The following is a 15,147-nucleotide window of genomic DNA, read 5'->3' as shown; positions in this document are numbered from 1 at the left end:
TCCTTACAGCAGGCCGTACTGCTTGAGCTTCTTGCGCAGGGTGCCCCGGTTGAGACCGAGCATGGCGGAGGCACGTGTCTGGTTGTCGCCGGTGTACTCCATGACCTTCTCCAGCAGCGGCGCTTCCACTTCGGACAGGACCAGCTGGTAGACGTCGCTGACCGGCGCGCCGTCGAGCTGGGAGAAGTAGTTCTCCAGGGCCTGTTCCACGCTGTCGCGCAACGTGACGGTCTGACCGTTGCCGGCTGCAGTGGTCAGGGGCTCATCCGTTTGCCGGGCCCGGTTGTCCTCGGCCATGAATTCAGTGCTCATGCGACACGTACCTCTTCTGTCTGGATGCCTTGAAAGTAATGATCGAGCAGCTGAAGCTGCGCGCCGGCCTCTTCAATGCCATTGAAGTGCCGACGGAATGTCTTGTCCGGATCACGGGCCTGGAGATACCAGCCCACGTGCTTGCGCGCCACGCGAAGACCGATGTACTCGCCGTAGAACGCATGCAGTGCTTCCACGTGACCCATTAGGGTCTCCCGGATCTCCTCCGGCTCGGGCTCAGGGAGTTCTTCGCCCGTGGCCAGATAGTGGTTGATCTGGCGGAAGAGCCAGGGCCTGCCCTGGGCGGCCCGGCCGATGAACAGGCCATCGGTTCCGGTTTCCCGCAGAACCTGCGCGGCCTTGCGGGGCGAGTCCACGTCGCCATTGGCGAAGACGGGAACATCCACGGCCTGTTTCACCCGGGCAATGGTGTCGTATTCCGCCTCACCCTTGTACGCATCGGCGCGGGTGCGCCCGTGCACCGCCAGTGCGGCAATGCCGGCGTCTTCGGCCATGCGCGCGATGGTTACGGCGTTTTTGTTATCGCCGTCCCAGCCGGTGCGCATCTTGAGCGTGACCGGCACGTCAACGGCCGCCGCAACGGACTCCAGGATCTCGCGCACCAGGGCTTCGTCGCGCATCAGCGCGGATCCCGCGGCCTTGTTGCAGACCTTTTTCGCGGGGCAGCCCATGTTGATGTCGATGATCCGGGCGCCGTTGGCCACGTTGAACCGGGCGGCCTCGGCCAGCATGGGCGCATCGCCGCCGGCGATCTGGACCGCGATGGGCTCCGGTTCACCGTCATGGTCCATGCGCTGCTGGGACTTGCGGGAACTCCACAGGCTGGCGTCCGCTGTGACCATCTCCGAGATGGCGAGACCAGCACCCATTCTGCGGCACAGGAGCCGGAAGGGTCTGTCCGTGACACCCGCCATGGGGGCCAGAACCAGATTATTGGGCAGCGTATGGGGGCCAATGGCGACCACAGCGTTCTCCCGGTGATTGGATCCGTGCGGGTTGGTCAAATCTCGACCAGCTCAGGGGGAGACAATGATACTCCGGGCTCCCATCCCATTAAAGGGGCTGGCTGGCTGAAAAACTGAGTATTTTTGGGTCGGGACTATTGACGCGCGGGGAGGAAGTCGATCCGGTAGTTGATGGCGTCCTTGCCCGGGTCCTGAAGCCCCAGGCGGATGCGCCGGCCTTCTCTGGAGGGAACATGGCCGCGTTCTGTCTCCTCGTCCGCCAGGTAGTCCTGGGGCTGGAATACACGCTGGGCCACCACATCGTTGTTGAGGTTGGAGAAGCTCAGGGCGATGGCGGGCCAGGGCTGGTCAAAGCCGGCCTCGTTGACGATGGTGACCTCCAGCAGCAGGGCATCGGCGATGTCGGGGTGGCTGCGTACCACCAGCCGGCGAGGTTCAAGCGCGTCGGTCGCCACCAGCGGGGGCAGCTCACACCCAACCCAGTCACAGGCCTGCTCGTACCAGGGGCGGATGGGTTCGTAGAGTGCCAGCCGTTCGAACCGGTACCAGCCCAGCTGGTATACCAGCAGCCCGACCATGCCGGCAATGCCCAGCAGCCAGGCCAGCCTGCGGAGCCAGCGCCAGCGGTCCGGCCGGCTGGCGACAATGGGGTCGGTGCTCAGTGACTGCCAGGCCGGTTCCGAGCTGGAGGCTTTGCGGGGTTCCTGCCGGGGGGTAGGCTCCAGCTCAAGTTCTGGGTCAGGCGCCTGTTCCCGGGGCGGCGGTTCCGGGGCAGGAGGTTCGGAAGGGGGCTTCGGCTCGCTGGCTGCCGGGGCCGGTTCGCTCTCGATTTCCTGAAGCAGTGACTCTGCCCAGCTTTCGTCGTCCTCCAGCTGTTCCCGGGAATCCAGGTCGTCCAGTTCGCTGCGGAAGCCCGAGCGGTCGCCGGCATCCAGGGCCAGGAAATCCTCGCTGAATTCCTCTTCCTTCGGCTCGTCGTGGCCGGCATAGCGGCCCTCCTGGGCGTCCTCCTCCGGGTTGTCGTCGAAGACCAGGTCGTCTTCGCCGGTTTCTGCTCCGGAAGACTGATCCAGTGGGACCGTGTTCCCGGATTCGGTGGTTGTGTCCTCTTCCGGCTCGGCGTGCTCCACGGCATTGAACACATACAGGCAATGGCCACAGCGCACCCGCCCCCGGGCCGCCTCGATCTGGCGCGGGGTTACCCGGAACCGCGTCTGGCAGTAGGGGCAGCGGGTGAGTGTTTCCGTTTCTGTGGCCATGCAGTCGGCTCCACTTCAGTCCGTGTGGCGCGTGCCGGTCAGGCAGATCCAGCCTTCCTGTTCCGTCGGTGACTGCATGTGGAACCAGTGGGCATAGCGATCACTGATCGAGTCGGCCTGGCTGGACAGGATGCCCGAAAGCACGATTCGTCCGCCCGGCCGCACCTGACCGGCCAGTGTTGGTGCCAGAGACAGTAATGGCTGGGCCAGTATGTTGGCAAGCATTAGGTCACAGTGGGTTTCCGGCTGGTCCTCAGGCGCGTACAGCGCCAGGGCGTCATCCGGAATGCCGTTGCGTCGGGCATTGTCCCGGCTGGCGTCCAGTGCCTGGGGGTCGTTGTCGGTGCCGACCACGTGCCGGGCTCCGAGCTTGAGCGCCGCCAGGCCGAGGATGCCGGAGCCGCAACCGTAATCCACAACGCTCTGGCCTTCCACGGGGTTGGCGTCCAGCCATTCCAGACAGAGCCGGGTGGTGGGGTGGGTTCCGGAACCGAATGCGAGCCCGGGGTCCAGGATGATGTTCACGGCGCCCGGCTCCGGCGGGTCCTGCCAGCTGGGGCAGATCCACAGGCGGTTGCCGAAGCGTTCGGGCCGGAAGTCATCCATCCAGGCCCGCTCCCATTCCCGGTCCTCAAGCAGTTCCGTTTCCATGGACTCCAGGTGGGTCTGGGTGGCCGAGTGGTAGGCTTCGGCCACCTGGGCCTGGATATCGGCGAGGTCCGCATCGCCCTGGAACAGCCCGGTCACCGTGGTGCTGTCCCACAGCGGTGTGCTGCCCCGCTCCGGTTCATAGAGCGGGGTATCCTCGGTGTCTTCCATGCTCACGGCCTCGGCACCGGCTTCGAGCAGCATCTGTTCCAGCAGCTCGGCGTGCTCACTGTCCGACTGGATGTGAAGCTGAACCCAGGCCATAGGCTCAGTCCCGTCGGATCAGCTGTTCCAGGTAGTGGATCGTGATGTCTCCGCTGCGGAAGCCTTCATCACGAACCAGCCGCTGGTGCAGTGATCCGTTGGTCTTGATGCCGATGACGACCAGCTCATCCAGCGCGTTGTGCATGCGGGTGAGGCAGATGTCACGGTTCTCGCCGAAAGTGATGAGCTTGCCCACCAGGGAGTCGTAATACGGTGGAATGCTGTAGCCGGAGTACAGGTGCGAGTCCACGCGTACGCCAAGCCCGCCCGGTGGGTGGAACCGTTCCACATGGCCGGGGCTGGGGGAGAAGGTCTTGGGATCCTCGGCGTTGATGCGGCACTCCAGCGCATGGCCCCGGATCTCGATGTCCTCCTGGCTGTAGCGCAGCTCTTCGCCGGCAGCGGCCCGGATCTGCTCGGCCACGATATCGACACCGGTGACCATCTCCGAGACCGGGTGCTCCACCTGGACACGGGTGTTCATCTCGATGAAGAAGTACTCGCCATCCTGGTACAGGAACTCAAAGGTACCGGCGCCCACGTACCCGATCTCGCGGCAGGCGTCGAGACAGGCCTGAAGGGTGCGCTCCCGGGCGTCCGGGTCGATGTTCGGCGCGGGGGCCTCTTCGATGATCTTCTGGTGGCGGCGCTGCAGGGAACAGTCACGGTCGCCCAGATGGATGACGTTGCCGTGCCTGTCTGCGAGCACCTGGACTTCCACGTGCCGTGGGCGCTCCAGGTATTTCTCCAGGTAGACTGTTTCGTCGCCAAAGGCGCCGCGGGCTTCACGCTGGGTGACATGCACGCCCTTGAGCAGGGCGTGTTCGGTGTGAACCACCTGCATGCCACGCCCGCCGCCGCCGGAAGCGGCCTTGATCAGCACCGGGTAGCCGATTTCACGGGCGACCTGGCGGGTGCGCTCCTCGTCGTCAGTCAGAGGGCCGTTGGAGCCCGGAACCGTGGGCACACCCGCCTTGACCATGGAGCGGATGGCGGAAACCTTGTTGCCCATGAGCCGGATGGTTTCGGCGGAGGGACCGATGAAGCGGAAGCCGCTTTTCTCGACCTGTTCGGCAAAGTCGGCGTTTTCGGCCAGGAAACCGTAACCGGGGTGAATGGCGTCGGCGTCTGTCACCTCGGCGGCGCTGATGATGGCCGGGATGTTGAGGTAACTGTCGGCAGCGCTGTTGGGCCCGATGCAGACGGATTCGTCGGCCAGGCGGACGTGCATCAGGTCGCGGTCCACGCGTGAATGCACAGCTACGGTGCGGATGCCCAGTTCCTTGCAGGCCCGCAGTATGCGCAGGGCGATCTCGCCCCGGTTCGCAATCAGTACTTTATTGATCATGATGCGGCGCTTCGCTGTCAGGTGATGACGAACATGGGCTGGTCGTATTCAACGGGCTCGCCGTCCTCGACCAGGATCTGGGAGACGGTTCCGCTGATGTCGGCCTCGATCTGATTCATCATCTTCATGGCCTCGACAATGCAGAGGGCGTCACCGGAGTGTACCTTCTGGCCCACTTCCACGAAGGAGGCTGCGGTGGGCGAGGGTGCCCGATAGAAGGTACCCACCATGGGCGAGCGTACCAGGTGACCCTGGGGTTCGTCCGGTTCGGTCTTCTCTTCCGTCTGCCCACTGCCGGCGCTCTGCTGGGGCTGGGGCGCCGGTGCCGCCTGTTGGGGCGCGGGCGCCGGGGCGGGCGCCGCCATGGTCACGGTGTCGGCGCGGCGACGGCTGATCCGGACGGAGTCCTCGCCCTCCTGGATCTCCAGTTCCTCGACGTCGGATTCTTCCAGAAGCTCGATCAGTTTCTTGACTTTGCGAATGTCCATATGGGGCTCTCATTCACCTAAGTTTGCGGTATGCCGCGGTCAGGGCGAGTTCGTAGCCCTGTGCCCCGAAGCCACTGATCACACCCTCGGCAATATCCGAGAAAAAGGAGTGATGGCGGAAGGGCTCGCGTGCATGCACGTTGGAAAGATGCACCTCAATGAACGGTATCGCGGCGGCCAGCAGCGCATCCCGCAAAGCCAAGCTGGTGTGCGTGAAGGCGGCGGGATTGAACAGGATGAAGTCGATGCCTTCATCGGCCGCGTCATGGATCCGTTCGATGAGTTCGTATTCGGCGTTGCTCTGGAGCGTGAGCAGGTGATGGCCGGCCTCGCTGGCCTGTTCGTGCAGGCGCTGGTTGATCTCCGCCAGGGTGGCCGCTCCGTAGGTGCCGGGCTCGCGGGTACCGAGCCGGTTCAGATTGGGGCCGTGGAGGACGAGGATCGTGGCCATAGTTGTTTCTTTTCGGCTTATTTTGCGTCGGTTTTTGTGTTTTCGCGCTAAGATCCTGGCACGTTCAGAAAAGTGTGAACGCATGTTAGCCGTAGATCAATAGCGGTGATACGAAAAATCAATCTCCTGCAACGACCTGGTTGCGTCCCTCGTTTTTGGCACGGTAGAGCAGGGTGTCGGCGCGCTCGCACAGCTCTTGGGGGGATTCGCCCTGCCACTGGGCCACGCCACAGGAGAACGTCACATGGAAGTCTGTGCCCGCGGCCGGCTGGCGCAGCTGGCTGAACTTCTCGCGGATCTCGTTCATGACGCCCAGCGCATCCTCCTCACGGGTGTCCGGCAGCACAATCGCGAACTCCTCGCCGCCGTAGCGTCCGATGTGGTCGGTCTTGCGCAGGCGCTGCTTGAGGAACAGGGACAGACTCTTGAGGATCCGGTCGCCGATGGGGTGGCCGTAGGTATCGTTGATCTTCTTGAAGTGATCGAGATCCAGCATGACGAAGGTCAGCGGCTGGCCGCTCTGGTGTGCCCGGCTGATCTCGGATTCGAGCAGGCTCAGGGTGTGCGTGTGGTTGTACAGGCCCGTGAGGCTGTCGCGGATCATCAGCGCCAGCAGCGAGCGTGCCCGCCGGCCCCGGTTGTGCAGGGTCGCCACCAGGTGCTTGGCATCAATGGGTTTGGTCAGGAAGTCATCGCCGCCCATGCTCATGGCATGCAGCTGCTTGGAGACATCTTCCTCGGCGGAGAGGTAGATGATGGGCACGCTGTGGAGGTGGTCCTGCTGGCGGATAACCTTGGCCAGCTCCGTGCCGGTGCAGCCCGGCATGTACATGTCCAGGATGATGATTTCCGGTGAGAATTCCTCCAGAGCATCAATGACCTCCATGGGGTCGGTCAGCACGCGCGAACGCATGCCGGCTTTCTGGAGTACGTTCTCGATGTACTTGGCCTGGGCTTTCGAGTCGTCCACTACCAGCACCCGGTAGGGTTCAGGTGGATGGGCGTAGGAGTAGTGCTCGATCTTCTCGATCAGCTGGCCCGGATCCAGTGCCTGGTAGAAGAATTCTTCGCCGCCGGAACGCACTGCCCTCAGCCGGGTCTCAATGGAGCCGTCCTCGCGGCTCATGTAGAGCACGGGGATGGGGGTTTCATGGCGTTCCTGAATACGCTCCATGGTGGCGATTCCGGCGGTTGCCTCGCCCCCACCAAAGTCCACGTCGATCACGATGGTTTCGGGTTTGTTGCGTGCACATTCCGCTTCCAGCTCGCTCGGGGTTACGAAGGCGGCGGCGTGGAACCCGAAGAATTCCATCTGTCGGATGATGCGCTGGGCATAATCGTTGTCGTTGAACGCGAGATAGATGGGCGTCCGCAGCCAGGTCCGGGGTGTCTCGTCCTCATTCTGGTCCGAGCGCCTCAGGGTGCAGCGTGAAAGCTGATCCATGCCCCGCTGCAGGCTTTCCCGGATCTCGGTGTTGAGTGGGCGGCCTTCGGGCCAGATGTCGAGCGCCGTCCGGATGCTGTCACCGGCCGCCTCGTGATCCGTCATCTCGAACCGGCGGGCGTATTTGATCAGCTTCTCCGTGGTGACCATCAGGTCCTCACGCAGACCGGGCGGCGGTTCGCCGGTTTCCAGGAACTTCTGCCAGGTCTCGAGAACCACCCGTGCCTGGGTGGTCACGCGGCGGGCGAAATGCTGGCGCAGCTTCTCCTGTTGGGAGCTGGTGTCTGTCATGGCCGTGGGCTTGTTATTGGTGTGCTTCGTCACATTCTGTGCACTCACTATAGTCGTTTCGTCAGGATCTGTGCCAATCTGACGCTTTTCTGCCCTTTCGGAAAATCATGATGTATCGAGCCGATGACACCGGGTACAGCCTGCGCGTGCTCCTCGTAATCTTCATCGGAGTGCTGCTGACGGTGGTGCTGCTGGCGGGGACCTGGTTCAGTGCCAGCCGCTTTGGGGCCTATCTGGAGGATGAGCTCCGTATCCAGACCCAGGATGCGGCGACGGCACTGGGCGTGGCGGTTTCCGTCCTGGAGCGCGAGGGCCAGGTGCGGCGGCTGGTGGATACGGTGTTTGACAGCGGCGCCTATACCCGTATCGAGCTGGTGCGGGCAGACGGCAGTCTGCGCCACAGCCGCGAAGTGGAGACGGGCCCGCCGCCGGTACCGGAATGGTTCCGCTGGTGGGCCGACCTGCCTTCGCCACTGGGTGAAGCCGCTGTGGTGGATGGCTGGGAGCCAGCGGGCAGCGTGCAGGTCCACGCCGACCCTGTGCCCGCTCTGGTACGCCTGTGGCACAGCTTCCTGGTGGGTCTTGCCTGGAGCGGCGCGCTTCTGGTGGTGAGCCTGTGGCTGGTCTGGCGGTGTGCCGGGCGTCTACTGGCGCCGTTGCGCCAGATGGAGAATCAGGCGCAGGCGCTGGAGGCGAATGATTTCACAGCCCGCACCGATCCTCCCCGCTCCCGGGAACTGGGCCGTGTTGCCCGGGCGCTTAACAGCATGGCCCGGAACCTGGGGGAGACCTTCGAGCGCCAGATTGGCCTGATCAGCGAGCTGGAACATCGCAACCGCCGGGACCCGGTAACCGGGCTGCGCACCCGTGAGGCCTTCGATCAGGCGCTGGCGGCGGAGCTCCATTCCCGGGAATCCGCGGCTGGTGGCGTGGTTGCCGTTTTCCGTCCGCGCGGGTTCCAGTCGTTCAATGAACGCCATGGGCGGGCCCGGGGGAATACGGTTCTGGCGGAGTGCGGTGCGGCATTGCTGGACTTTGAATCCCATCACGAGGGTGTGATGACCGCCCGGGGGCAGGGCGCGGATCTGCTGGTCTGCATCACCGGCGTCGAGCCGGTGGAGGCCGATGCCTGGCTCCAGGAACTGGTGGAGCAGCTCTCAACGCGCTACAGCACCTGCAGCGTACCCGACCAGGGTGTTTTCCAGGCCGGCGTGACCCGGGTGGAACTGGAGCTGGATGTGGGCGCGCTGCTGGCCCGCGCCGACCAGGGTCTGGCAACGGCAGCGGCCAGCGGGGAACCCCTGCTCTGCTGGGGGCATGCACTGGCCGCCCCGGTGAAAGGTGCGGGCGACTGGCTGGAGGCCATTGATGCCGCGCTGGCTTCGGGGGATATGGCCCTGGCATGGCAGGCGCTGCATGACATGGATGGCAGCGTGCTGATGACCCAGGCGCTGGGTCGGCTGAAGCTGGCGGGGCGCTGGGAGGCGGCGGCGCATTTCCTGCCCCATCTTGAGCGCTCGGGCCGGACGCCTGCTTTTGATCGCTTGGTCATCGAGCGGGTGCTCTCCGGTGAAAGGGTCACGCCGGACAGCAGTGTGGCCGTGTCGGTGGGTCTGGCATCGCTGGTCGATGACAGCTTCATGCACTGGCTGGCCATGCGGCTCGAAGCGGCCGGGGATCAGGTGCGCGGCCTCTGGCTGGTGGTCCCCGAGCGCGCCCTGCGTGTTCAGCCGACCGCCGTGGCACTACTGGCGGATACAGCCTCCCGGGTCGGGGCGGGACTGATGGTGGACCATTTCGGCTCTGGTGGTGTCAGTTTCGGGTATCTGGGGCGCTATGCCATACAGGCTGTACGCATCAGCCGGGAATACATCCGCGACCTTCATCAACGCCGTGAGGCACGCTTTTTCCTGTCCAATATTGCGCCGGTTCTGCGTGCTCAGGGGATCCGTGTCTTTGTCAGTGGCGTGGAGGTTGAGGGCGAGTGGTCCGTGGTGCGTGAGCTGCCGGTGGACGGGGTGATGGGCTTCTATTTTTCCCGGCCGCAGGAGCCGGAGGAAGGAGGGTGACCGGGCGGAAAGCCGCCCGGTAACGGCCTCAGCCCGCTGCCTTGACCGCTTCGTCCACCGCGTTACGGGCGGCTTCAGCGTTGTCCCAGTTGCGTACCTTGACCCACTTGCCGGCTTCAAGATCCTTGTAGTTCTCGAAGAAGTGCTTGATCTGGTCCTTCAGCAGCTCCGGCAGGTCTTCAACGTCCTGCACGTCCTTGTAAGCCGTGGTCAGCTTGTCGTGCGGCACGCAGACCAGCTTGGCGTCCTCGCCTTCCTCATCTTCCATGTTCAGCACGCCAACAGGGCGGCAGCGGATGATGGAGCCGGGCATGACCGGATAGGGCGTGACCACCAGGGCGTCCAGCGGATCATCATCGTCCGCCAGGGTGTTGGGGATGAAGCCGTAGTTGGCGGGGTAGAACATGGGTGTGGCCATGAAGCGATCCACGAGGACAGCGTCCATGTCCTTGTCGATTTCGTACTTGATCGGCTGGGCGTTGGCCGGGATCTCGATGGCAACGAAGATGTCTTCCGGCGGGTTCTTGCCGGGCGGGATCTTGTCAAAGTTCATGACGGTGTCCTTTCTCTGTGGATGAATGAAGGCTTCATGAAACAGGCCGGAATTATACGCGTGGATCGCGCTGGATAAAAATCAGAACACGACCAAGCGCTTGCTTGGTATCAGCGGTTGCGGCACACTCGGGCTGTTCACTACGGTCCTGACCGCTGAAGGAAGGCATTCATGCAAACCTCGACACACTGTTTCAACGAAACCCATGAACAGGCCCGGCAGACGGCGCAGCGCTTTGTGGAGCGGGAAGTGCTGCCGCATATTGATGAATGGGAGGAGGCGGGGGAGTTTCCACGTGAGCTTTACCGCAAGGCGGCCGATGCCGGCCTGCTGGGGGTCGGTTACCCCGAGGCGCTGGGCGGAACCGGAGAAGGGGACCTGTTTCTCAAGGTTGCGGTGAGTGAGGCGCTGATGCGCAGCACCTCCGGGGGCCTGGTTGCGGGGCTGGGTTCCCATGACATTGCCCTGCCACCCATTGTGAAGTGGGGGCCGAAGGCCATGCGCGAACGGGTGGTGCCAGAAGTGCTGCGGGGCGACGCGGTGGCGGCGCTGGCGATTACCGAGCCTGGTGGCGGCTCCGATGTGGCCAGTCTCCGGACCCGAGCAGAAAGGGACGGTGACCACTACCGGATCAATGGCAGCAAGACCTTCATCACCAGTGGCCACCGGGCGGATTACTACACCGTGGCCGTGCGCACGGGCGAAGCCGGCCACAACGGCATCAGCATGCTGCTGGTCGAGCGTGATACGCCCGGGTTCTCGCGTGGGCGCATGCTGAAGAAAACCGGCTGGTGGGCCAGTGACACGGCGGAGCTGTTCTTTGAGGATGTCAGAGTGCCGGCGGAAAACCTGATCGGTCAGGAGAACGGCGGGTTCATGGTGATCATGACCAATTTCCTCCAGGAGCGGCTGATGCTGTGCATCATGGGGGCGATGACCGCGCGCCTGGCGCTGGAGAAGGCCATGGACTACAGCCGGGAGCGTGAGGCGTTCGGGCGCACCATCAGCGGCTTCCAGGTGACCCGCCACAAGCTGGTCGATATGGCCACACGTGTGGAACTGGCCACCCAGTACACCTATCACTGCGCGGCCCTCATGGATGCCGGCAAGGCGCCGGTGAAGGAAGTGGCCATGGCCAAGAATTTTACCGCGGAGGTGGCAGAGGAAGTTACCCGGGAAGCGGTTCAGCTCCACGGCGGCATGGGCTACATGCGCGAAGCCGGCGTGGAGCGTCTGGCCCGGGATGCCCGCATCCTGGCCATCGGCGGCGGCACCACGGAGATCATGAAGGAGCTGATTGCCAGGCAGATGGGGCTGTGATCAGCGCCCCTTCTCGCTGACACCGGAGCTGGTGGCCACGAACAGCCGGTCCGCCGGGCGCTTGGCGAAAAGGCCGTTGGTGACCACGCCGGTGATCTGGTTGATGGCTTCCTCGGCCTTGATGGGGCGGCTCAGGTCCAGGTGGTGCACGTCCAAGATGATATTGCCGTTGTCGGTGGTGAAGTTGGGGCGGTACTCCGGGTCGCCGCCCAGCTTGACCAGCTCTCGCCCCACGTAGCTGCGGGCCATGGAGATGACCTCCACCGGCAGGGGGAAATTGCCGAGTATGTCCACCTGTTTGGTCTCGTCGATGATGCAGAGGAAGGTCTCGGCAGCGGCCGCCAGGATCTTTTCCCGGGTCAGCGCGCCGCCGCCACCCTTGATCAGCTCCAGGCGATGGTTGGCTTCATCCGCCCCATCGATGTAGAAGCGGGGTGGTTCCACTGCATTCAGATCATAGACGGGAATCCCGTGCTGCCTGAGGCGCTCGGCCGTGGCTTCGGAGCTGGCGACGGCGCCGTCGAACTGGTCCTTTTCCGCGGCCAGGGCGTCGATGAAGAAGTTGACGGTACTGCCGGTGCCGATCCCCAGAATGCTGCGTGGGGTCAGTTCCGGAAGCACGTGCTTGAGCGCGGCCCGGGCCGCCTCCTGTTTGTGGCTGTCCTGGCTCATAGGGAGCTGCCTCTCCGTTGTTCGGTACTGGGGGCCCAGTATACGGGTTCAGGAGGCCATCAGGAACGGCCCGGGAGCGAGCCGGGCGCCCGGCTCACCGAGAGGCGTCAGAACTCGGTTGTAAGGTTGGCCCACAGGATGCGGCCAGGTTCGTTGATCGGTTCGCTGCTGGCCCCAAGGTCCGCAGTGCCCTCCTGGATGTGTTCCGCGTACTCCCGGTTAAAGACATTGTCGATGCCGGCGCTCAGGCGGGTGCGCTCAAACAGCTGCATGCCACCGTGGAGGGAGAGGGTGGCGAAGCCTGGGGTTTCCCGGGTGTCCAGGCTGTAGATGGTGCCGTTGCCCTCATCTACCCGATCCTGGCGGGCAACCCCGCGCCACTGCATGCCGATGGAGTAGCCAGCCTGTTCGTAGTTGAGGCCAAGCGTGCCCTCAAGGGGCGGTGTCTGTGCCAGTGGCTCGTTGTCGGTGTCATTGGTGCTGCGAGTCCAGGCCAGGCTGGAGCTCAGGCTCAGAGACGGTGTCAGGGTGACCGTGACGTCCGCCTCCAGGCCACGGGTGACGGCATCCACATTGCGTGCGTTCTCCCCCTGATCGGTGATCAGGATGTAGTCGTCATACCAGCCGTAGAACACGGCAACGGTGCCCTGGACACGCCGGTGGTCAATGGTGAGCCCGGCATCCGCCTGGGTCAGGGTTTCGTTGCCAATGCCGAAATCCCGCTCCCGCTCCCAGAAATCCGGCGCGCGCTCGGAGCGGCCCAGGCCGGTGTACAGGGTCACAGGCAGGTCCTGAAGGGCGAGCTCGTAACGGCCGAAGCCACTCCACTGGGTGCGGTGATCGGATTCATCCTGGTCCGCGCCCCCGAAACCGGCTTCCAGCGCCTCCGCCTCCTGATAGTCACCGCGCAGGCCCAGGGTCAACCAGGAGGTGTCGCTGATCGGCTGCTCCATGTCCGCAAAGACACCCAAGTCCGAGAACTCGGCCGTGTCCGGTGTCGGGGCATTCCGGAAGCGGGCGCCTGCCAGCGGGTTTCCCATTCCCATGAGCGGACCGCTGTCCGCGTGTTCATTGGTGGCGAAATCCATTCCGGCATGGACATCCATACCAGAGAACAGTGCCATGTCGGCGGCAAGGCGCCCGCCCAGGGTGGTGCGTTCCACGATGCGCGCCATGGCCATCTGCCCAGGATCCCTGAGACGGAAATTATCCATGACATGGTCCACGTCGTTGTAGTAGGCGGTCGCTTCCACCCGGGTCAGCCAGGAGGTCAGGTTCTCTTGCGTGGCTGAGAGCCGGTAGCTGGTGCGGTCGAAGTCAGTGCCATCCATGCCCCGATCATCGTAGGCGGCCTCGGCGTTGCTGCGATCATAGCTGAGCTCGACCTCGGTATCGTCGCCGGGCGTCCAGCCGGCGATGGCACTGGTGCTCCAGCGCTCGTGCTCGGAGTGGACGGTCTTGCCACCGCCATCCTTGTAGTCGTCCTGGGAGGAGAGGGTGCCGATGAAGCGGGCATAGCCACTGTCGTCGCCGGTGGTGATGTCCGTGGCCATGTCGTTGCGGGCATGGCTGCCGGCGGTGAAGCTGGCAAAGCCGCGGGTGGTGGCCCGGTTGAAGTCCGGGGCGTCACGCTCAAAGCGCACGCTGCCGGCGGTGGCCGGGCCGTAACGGACGCTCTGGGGCCCTTTGGTGATCTCGATGCGGTCATAGGACTGGGGAAAGATGTAGGCGGTGGGCGGGTCCATGCGGCTGGGGCAGCCTCCGGGGATGGCACCGCCGCTGGCGGAGATGTTGAGCCGGGAGCCGCCAAGGCCTCTCAGGACTGGTTCACCACTGGTTCCGCCCTTACGGCTGACGTTGAAACCGGTCACCGATTCCAGGTAGGCACCGCCGTCCTGCGCCGGCAGGGAGGCGTGGGGTTTTCTCGGGTCCGAGGTCACCTCGTAGGGGGTGTCCATTGAGGAGGTGGTTACCACAAGGGGCTCCAGAGCCATGGTCTGGGCCAGTGCCGGTGTGGTTCCGGCCAAGAGGGTGGCGGTCAGGACGGGTGTGGTGCGCCGCCAGTAAGGCTTGTGTATCATCCGGTACTCCCTGATGTCCCTGATGGTCATGGATCCGGGCTCCCTTAGCAGGATGCGGGCCAGGTTCATGGTGTGCGGTGGTGTGGCTCCAGCCCGCGTCATTCGGGCGTTTTCGAGGGGGTGGGTGGAGAGCCGCTCAGTGCCCGGGGTGGTCGCTGTGTGAAATCCCCTGCTGGCTGTGTGATTTCACACAGCGATTGATATTCCTTAAGTCCACGATCGTGGGAGCTTTGTAGGATGGGGTGGACGGATTGGCTGACAGCATTCCTTCTGGGACTGGTCAGCAGTACGCACTGTATTGGCATGTGCGGCGGCATCGTGGGCGCGCTCACCTACAGCCTGGCGCCCGGCATCCGGGCCCGGCGGTGGCTGTTTCTTGTGTTCAGCCTGCATTACCACCTGGGGCGGATCAGCAGCTACATGCTGGCCGGCGCCCTGGTGGCGGGAGGTGCCGGTGTGTTCCAGAGCGTAGCCGGTGGTGGCAGCGCGCTGGTCATGCGCACCGTGGGGCCCGTGTTCCTGGTCGCGCTGGGGCTCCATATTGGTGGCTGGTTCTCGCGCTTCGCCTGGATCGAGTCCATGGGGCGACCGCTGTGGCGCTGGCTGGAGCCCCTGGGGCGCAGGCTGCTGCCGGTGCGCTCGCTGCCCCAGGCGTTCGGTTTCGGGGTGGTCTGGGGCTGGCTGCCCTGTGGGCTGGTCTATTCGGCGCTGGTCTACAGTCTGAGTACCGGTTCGGCCTGGCAGGGCGCAGGGGTCATGCTGTTCTTCGGCCTGGGAACGGTGCCCACGCTGCTGCTGGTGGGCATCATGGCCGACCGGACGCGGCGGGTCATGGCCAGTCCGCTGTTCCGTCAGGTGGCGGGTGTTGCGATCATTGCGCTGGCCCTGGTGCCGCTTGCTCTGGCACCCGGGCAGTAACCGCGGTATTGGAGTGGATTTGGATGGGTGAACGCAGGAGCCG

The 15,147-nt window shown here is 64.3% G+C and carries 14 protein-coding genes; 3 read left to right on the top strand and 11 right to left on the bottom strand.

Going from position 1 to position 15,147, the window contains the following annotated elements; all coding sequences use genetic code 11:
- Positions 1-3: 3 nt before the first annotated feature.
- The 8 genes from fis to H4I92_RS04755 all read right to left on the bottom strand — a co-directional run bounded on the left by fis (position 4) and on the right by H4I92_RS04755 (position 7,539).
- Entirely contained in the window at positions 4-312 is a 309-nt protein-coding gene (gene fis, locus H4I92_RS04790) for a DNA-binding transcriptional regulator Fis (RefSeq protein ID WP_077529524.1), read from the bottom strand.
- Complete coding sequence (gene dusB / locus H4I92_RS04785; RefSeq protein ID WP_218668145.1) at positions 309-1,298, bottom strand: tRNA dihydrouridine synthase DusB; 990 nt, start codon at positions 1,296-1,298, stop codon at positions 309-311. The genes fis and dusB overlap by 4 nt, the downstream gene beginning before the upstream one ends.
- Positions 1,299-1,432: 134 nt before the next feature.
- Complete coding sequence (locus H4I92_RS04780; RefSeq protein WP_077529523.1) at positions 1,433-2,557, bottom strand: DUF3426 domain-containing protein; 1,125 nt, start codon at positions 2,555-2,557, stop codon at positions 1,433-1,435.
- A gap of 15 nt (positions 2,558-2,572) precedes the next feature.
- Positions 2,573-3,469, bottom strand: a complete 897-nt coding sequence (prmA, locus tag H4I92_RS04775) for a 50S ribosomal protein L11 methyltransferase (RefSeq protein ID WP_077529522.1) — start codon at positions 3,467-3,469, stop codon at positions 2,573-2,575.
- A gap of 4 nt (positions 3,470-3,473) precedes the next feature.
- The gene (gene accC / locus H4I92_RS04770; RefSeq protein ID WP_077529521.1) at positions 3,474-4,817 is read right to left on the bottom strand and encodes an acetyl-CoA carboxylase biotin carboxylase subunit; all 1,344 of its coding nucleotides are present in this window, start codon (positions 4,815-4,817) and stop codon (positions 3,474-3,476) included.
- A gap of 17 nt (positions 4,818-4,834) precedes the next feature.
- Positions 4,835-5,305, bottom strand: coding sequence for an acetyl-CoA carboxylase biotin carboxyl carrier protein (gene accB / locus H4I92_RS04765; protein ID WP_077529520.1), 471 nt, complete (start codon positions 5,303-5,305; stop codon positions 4,835-4,837).
- A 13-nt stretch (positions 5,306-5,318) separates the two neighbouring features.
- Complete coding sequence (aroQ, locus tag H4I92_RS04760) at positions 5,319-5,756, bottom strand: type II 3-dehydroquinate dehydratase (RefSeq protein ID WP_077529519.1); 438 nt, start codon at positions 5,754-5,756, stop codon at positions 5,319-5,321.
- Positions 5,757-5,874: 118 nt separating this feature from the next.
- Entirely contained in the window at positions 5,875-7,539 is a 1,665-nt protein-coding gene (locus H4I92_RS04755) for a diguanylate cyclase (RefSeq protein WP_245800847.1), read from the bottom strand.
- 59 nt (positions 7,540-7,598) lie between these two features.
- Here H4I92_RS04755 and H4I92_RS04750 point away from each other — a divergent pair, with 59 nt between their 5' ends.
- A complete protein-coding gene (locus tag H4I92_RS04750; RefSeq protein WP_077529518.1) occupies positions 7,599-9,560 on the top strand; it encodes an EAL domain-containing protein in 1,962 nt (653 codons plus the stop codon).
- 28 nt (positions 9,561-9,588) lie between these two features.
- Here the strand turns inward: H4I92_RS04750 and ppa are convergent, their stop codons facing one another.
- Positions 9,589-10,113, bottom strand: a complete 525-nt coding sequence (ppa, locus tag H4I92_RS04745; protein ID WP_077529517.1) for an inorganic diphosphatase — start codon at positions 10,111-10,113, stop codon at positions 9,589-9,591.
- 171 nt (positions 10,114-10,284) lie between these two features.
- Between ppa and H4I92_RS04740 the strand changes: the two genes are divergently transcribed.
- Positions 10,285-11,433, top strand: coding sequence for an acyl-CoA dehydrogenase family protein (locus H4I92_RS04740; RefSeq protein WP_077529516.1), 1,149 nt, complete (start codon positions 10,285-10,287; stop codon positions 11,431-11,433).
- On the opposite strand, the gene rpiA is transcribed toward H4I92_RS04740, so the two are convergent.
- Together rpiA and H4I92_RS04730 are read right to left on the bottom strand one after the other, a co-directional pair.
- Positions 11,434-12,105 carry a ribose-5-phosphate isomerase RpiA gene (gene rpiA / locus H4I92_RS04735; protein WP_077529515.1) on the bottom strand — a complete coding sequence of 224 codons (672 nt, stop codon included), beginning with the start codon at positions 12,103-12,105 and terminating at the stop codon, positions 11,434-11,436.
- A gap of 107 nt (positions 12,106-12,212) precedes the next feature.
- Positions 12,213-14,186: a TonB-dependent copper receptor gene (locus H4I92_RS04730; RefSeq protein ID WP_218668144.1), complete on the bottom strand. Its 1,974-nt coding sequence runs from the start codon at positions 14,184-14,186 to the stop codon at positions 12,213-12,215.
- Positions 14,187-14,423: 237 nt separating this feature from the next.
- On the opposite strand from H4I92_RS04730, the gene H4I92_RS04725 reads away from it, so the two are divergent.
- Positions 14,424-15,104, top strand: coding sequence for a sulfite exporter TauE/SafE family protein (locus H4I92_RS04725; RefSeq protein ID WP_077529514.1), 681 nt, complete (start codon positions 14,424-14,426; stop codon positions 15,102-15,104).
- The last annotated feature ends 43 nt before the right edge of the window (positions 15,105-15,147 follow it).

The organism is Vreelandella halophila (assembly GCF_019903425.1).
Lineage (GTDB): Bacteria > Pseudomonadota > Gammaproteobacteria > Pseudomonadales > Oleiphilaceae > Halospina > Halospina halophila.
Note: the sequence above shows the minus strand (reverse complement) of the source record. Positions and strands in the feature narration are given on the sequence as shown.

What these genes read in the sequence shown, in the direction of transcription:
- rpiA (WP_077529515.1), bottom strand. Translation starts at nt 12,105, where the DNA reads ATGAGCCAGGACAGCCACAAACAGGAGGCGGCCCGGGCCGCGCTCAAG.
- accC (WP_077529521.1), bottom strand. Translation starts at nt 4,817, where the DNA reads ATGATCAATAAAGTACTGATTGCGAACCGGGGCGAGATCGCCCTGCGC.
- H4I92_RS04750 (WP_077529518.1), top strand. Translation starts at nt 7,599, where the DNA reads ATGATGTATCGAGCCGATGACACCGGGTACAGCCTGCGCGTGCTCCTC.
- aroQ (WP_077529519.1), bottom strand. Translation starts at nt 5,756, where the DNA reads ATGGCCACGATCCTCGTCCTCCACGGCCCCAATCTGAACCGGCTCGGT.
- H4I92_RS04725 (WP_077529514.1), top strand. Translation starts at nt 14,424, where the DNA reads ATGGGGTGGACGGATTGGCTGACAGCATTCCTTCTGGGACTGGTCAGC.
- fis (WP_077529524.1), bottom strand. Translation starts at nt 312, where the DNA reads ATGAGCACTGAATTCATGGCCGAGGACAACCGGGCCCGGCAAACGGAT.
- H4I92_RS04740 (WP_077529516.1), top strand. Translation starts at nt 10,285, where the DNA reads ATGCAAACCTCGACACACTGTTTCAACGAAACCCATGAACAGGCCCGG.
- H4I92_RS04780 (WP_077529523.1), bottom strand. Translation starts at nt 2,557, where the DNA reads ATGGCCACAGAAACGGAAACACTCACCCGCTGCCCCTACTGCCAGACG.
- prmA (WP_077529522.1), bottom strand. Translation starts at nt 3,469, where the DNA reads ATGGCCTGGGTTCAGCTTCACATCCAGTCGGACAGTGAGCACGCCGAG.
- ppa (WP_077529517.1), bottom strand. Translation starts at nt 10,113, where the DNA reads ATGAACTTTGACAAGATCCCGCCCGGCAAGAACCCGCCGGAAGACATC.
- H4I92_RS04730 (WP_218668144.1), bottom strand. Translation starts at nt 14,186, where the DNA reads ATGATACACAAGCCTTACTGGCGGCGCACCACACCCGTCCTGACCGCC.
- accB (WP_077529520.1), bottom strand. Translation starts at nt 5,305, where the DNA reads ATGGACATTCGCAAAGTCAAGAAACTGATCGAGCTTCTGGAAGAATCC.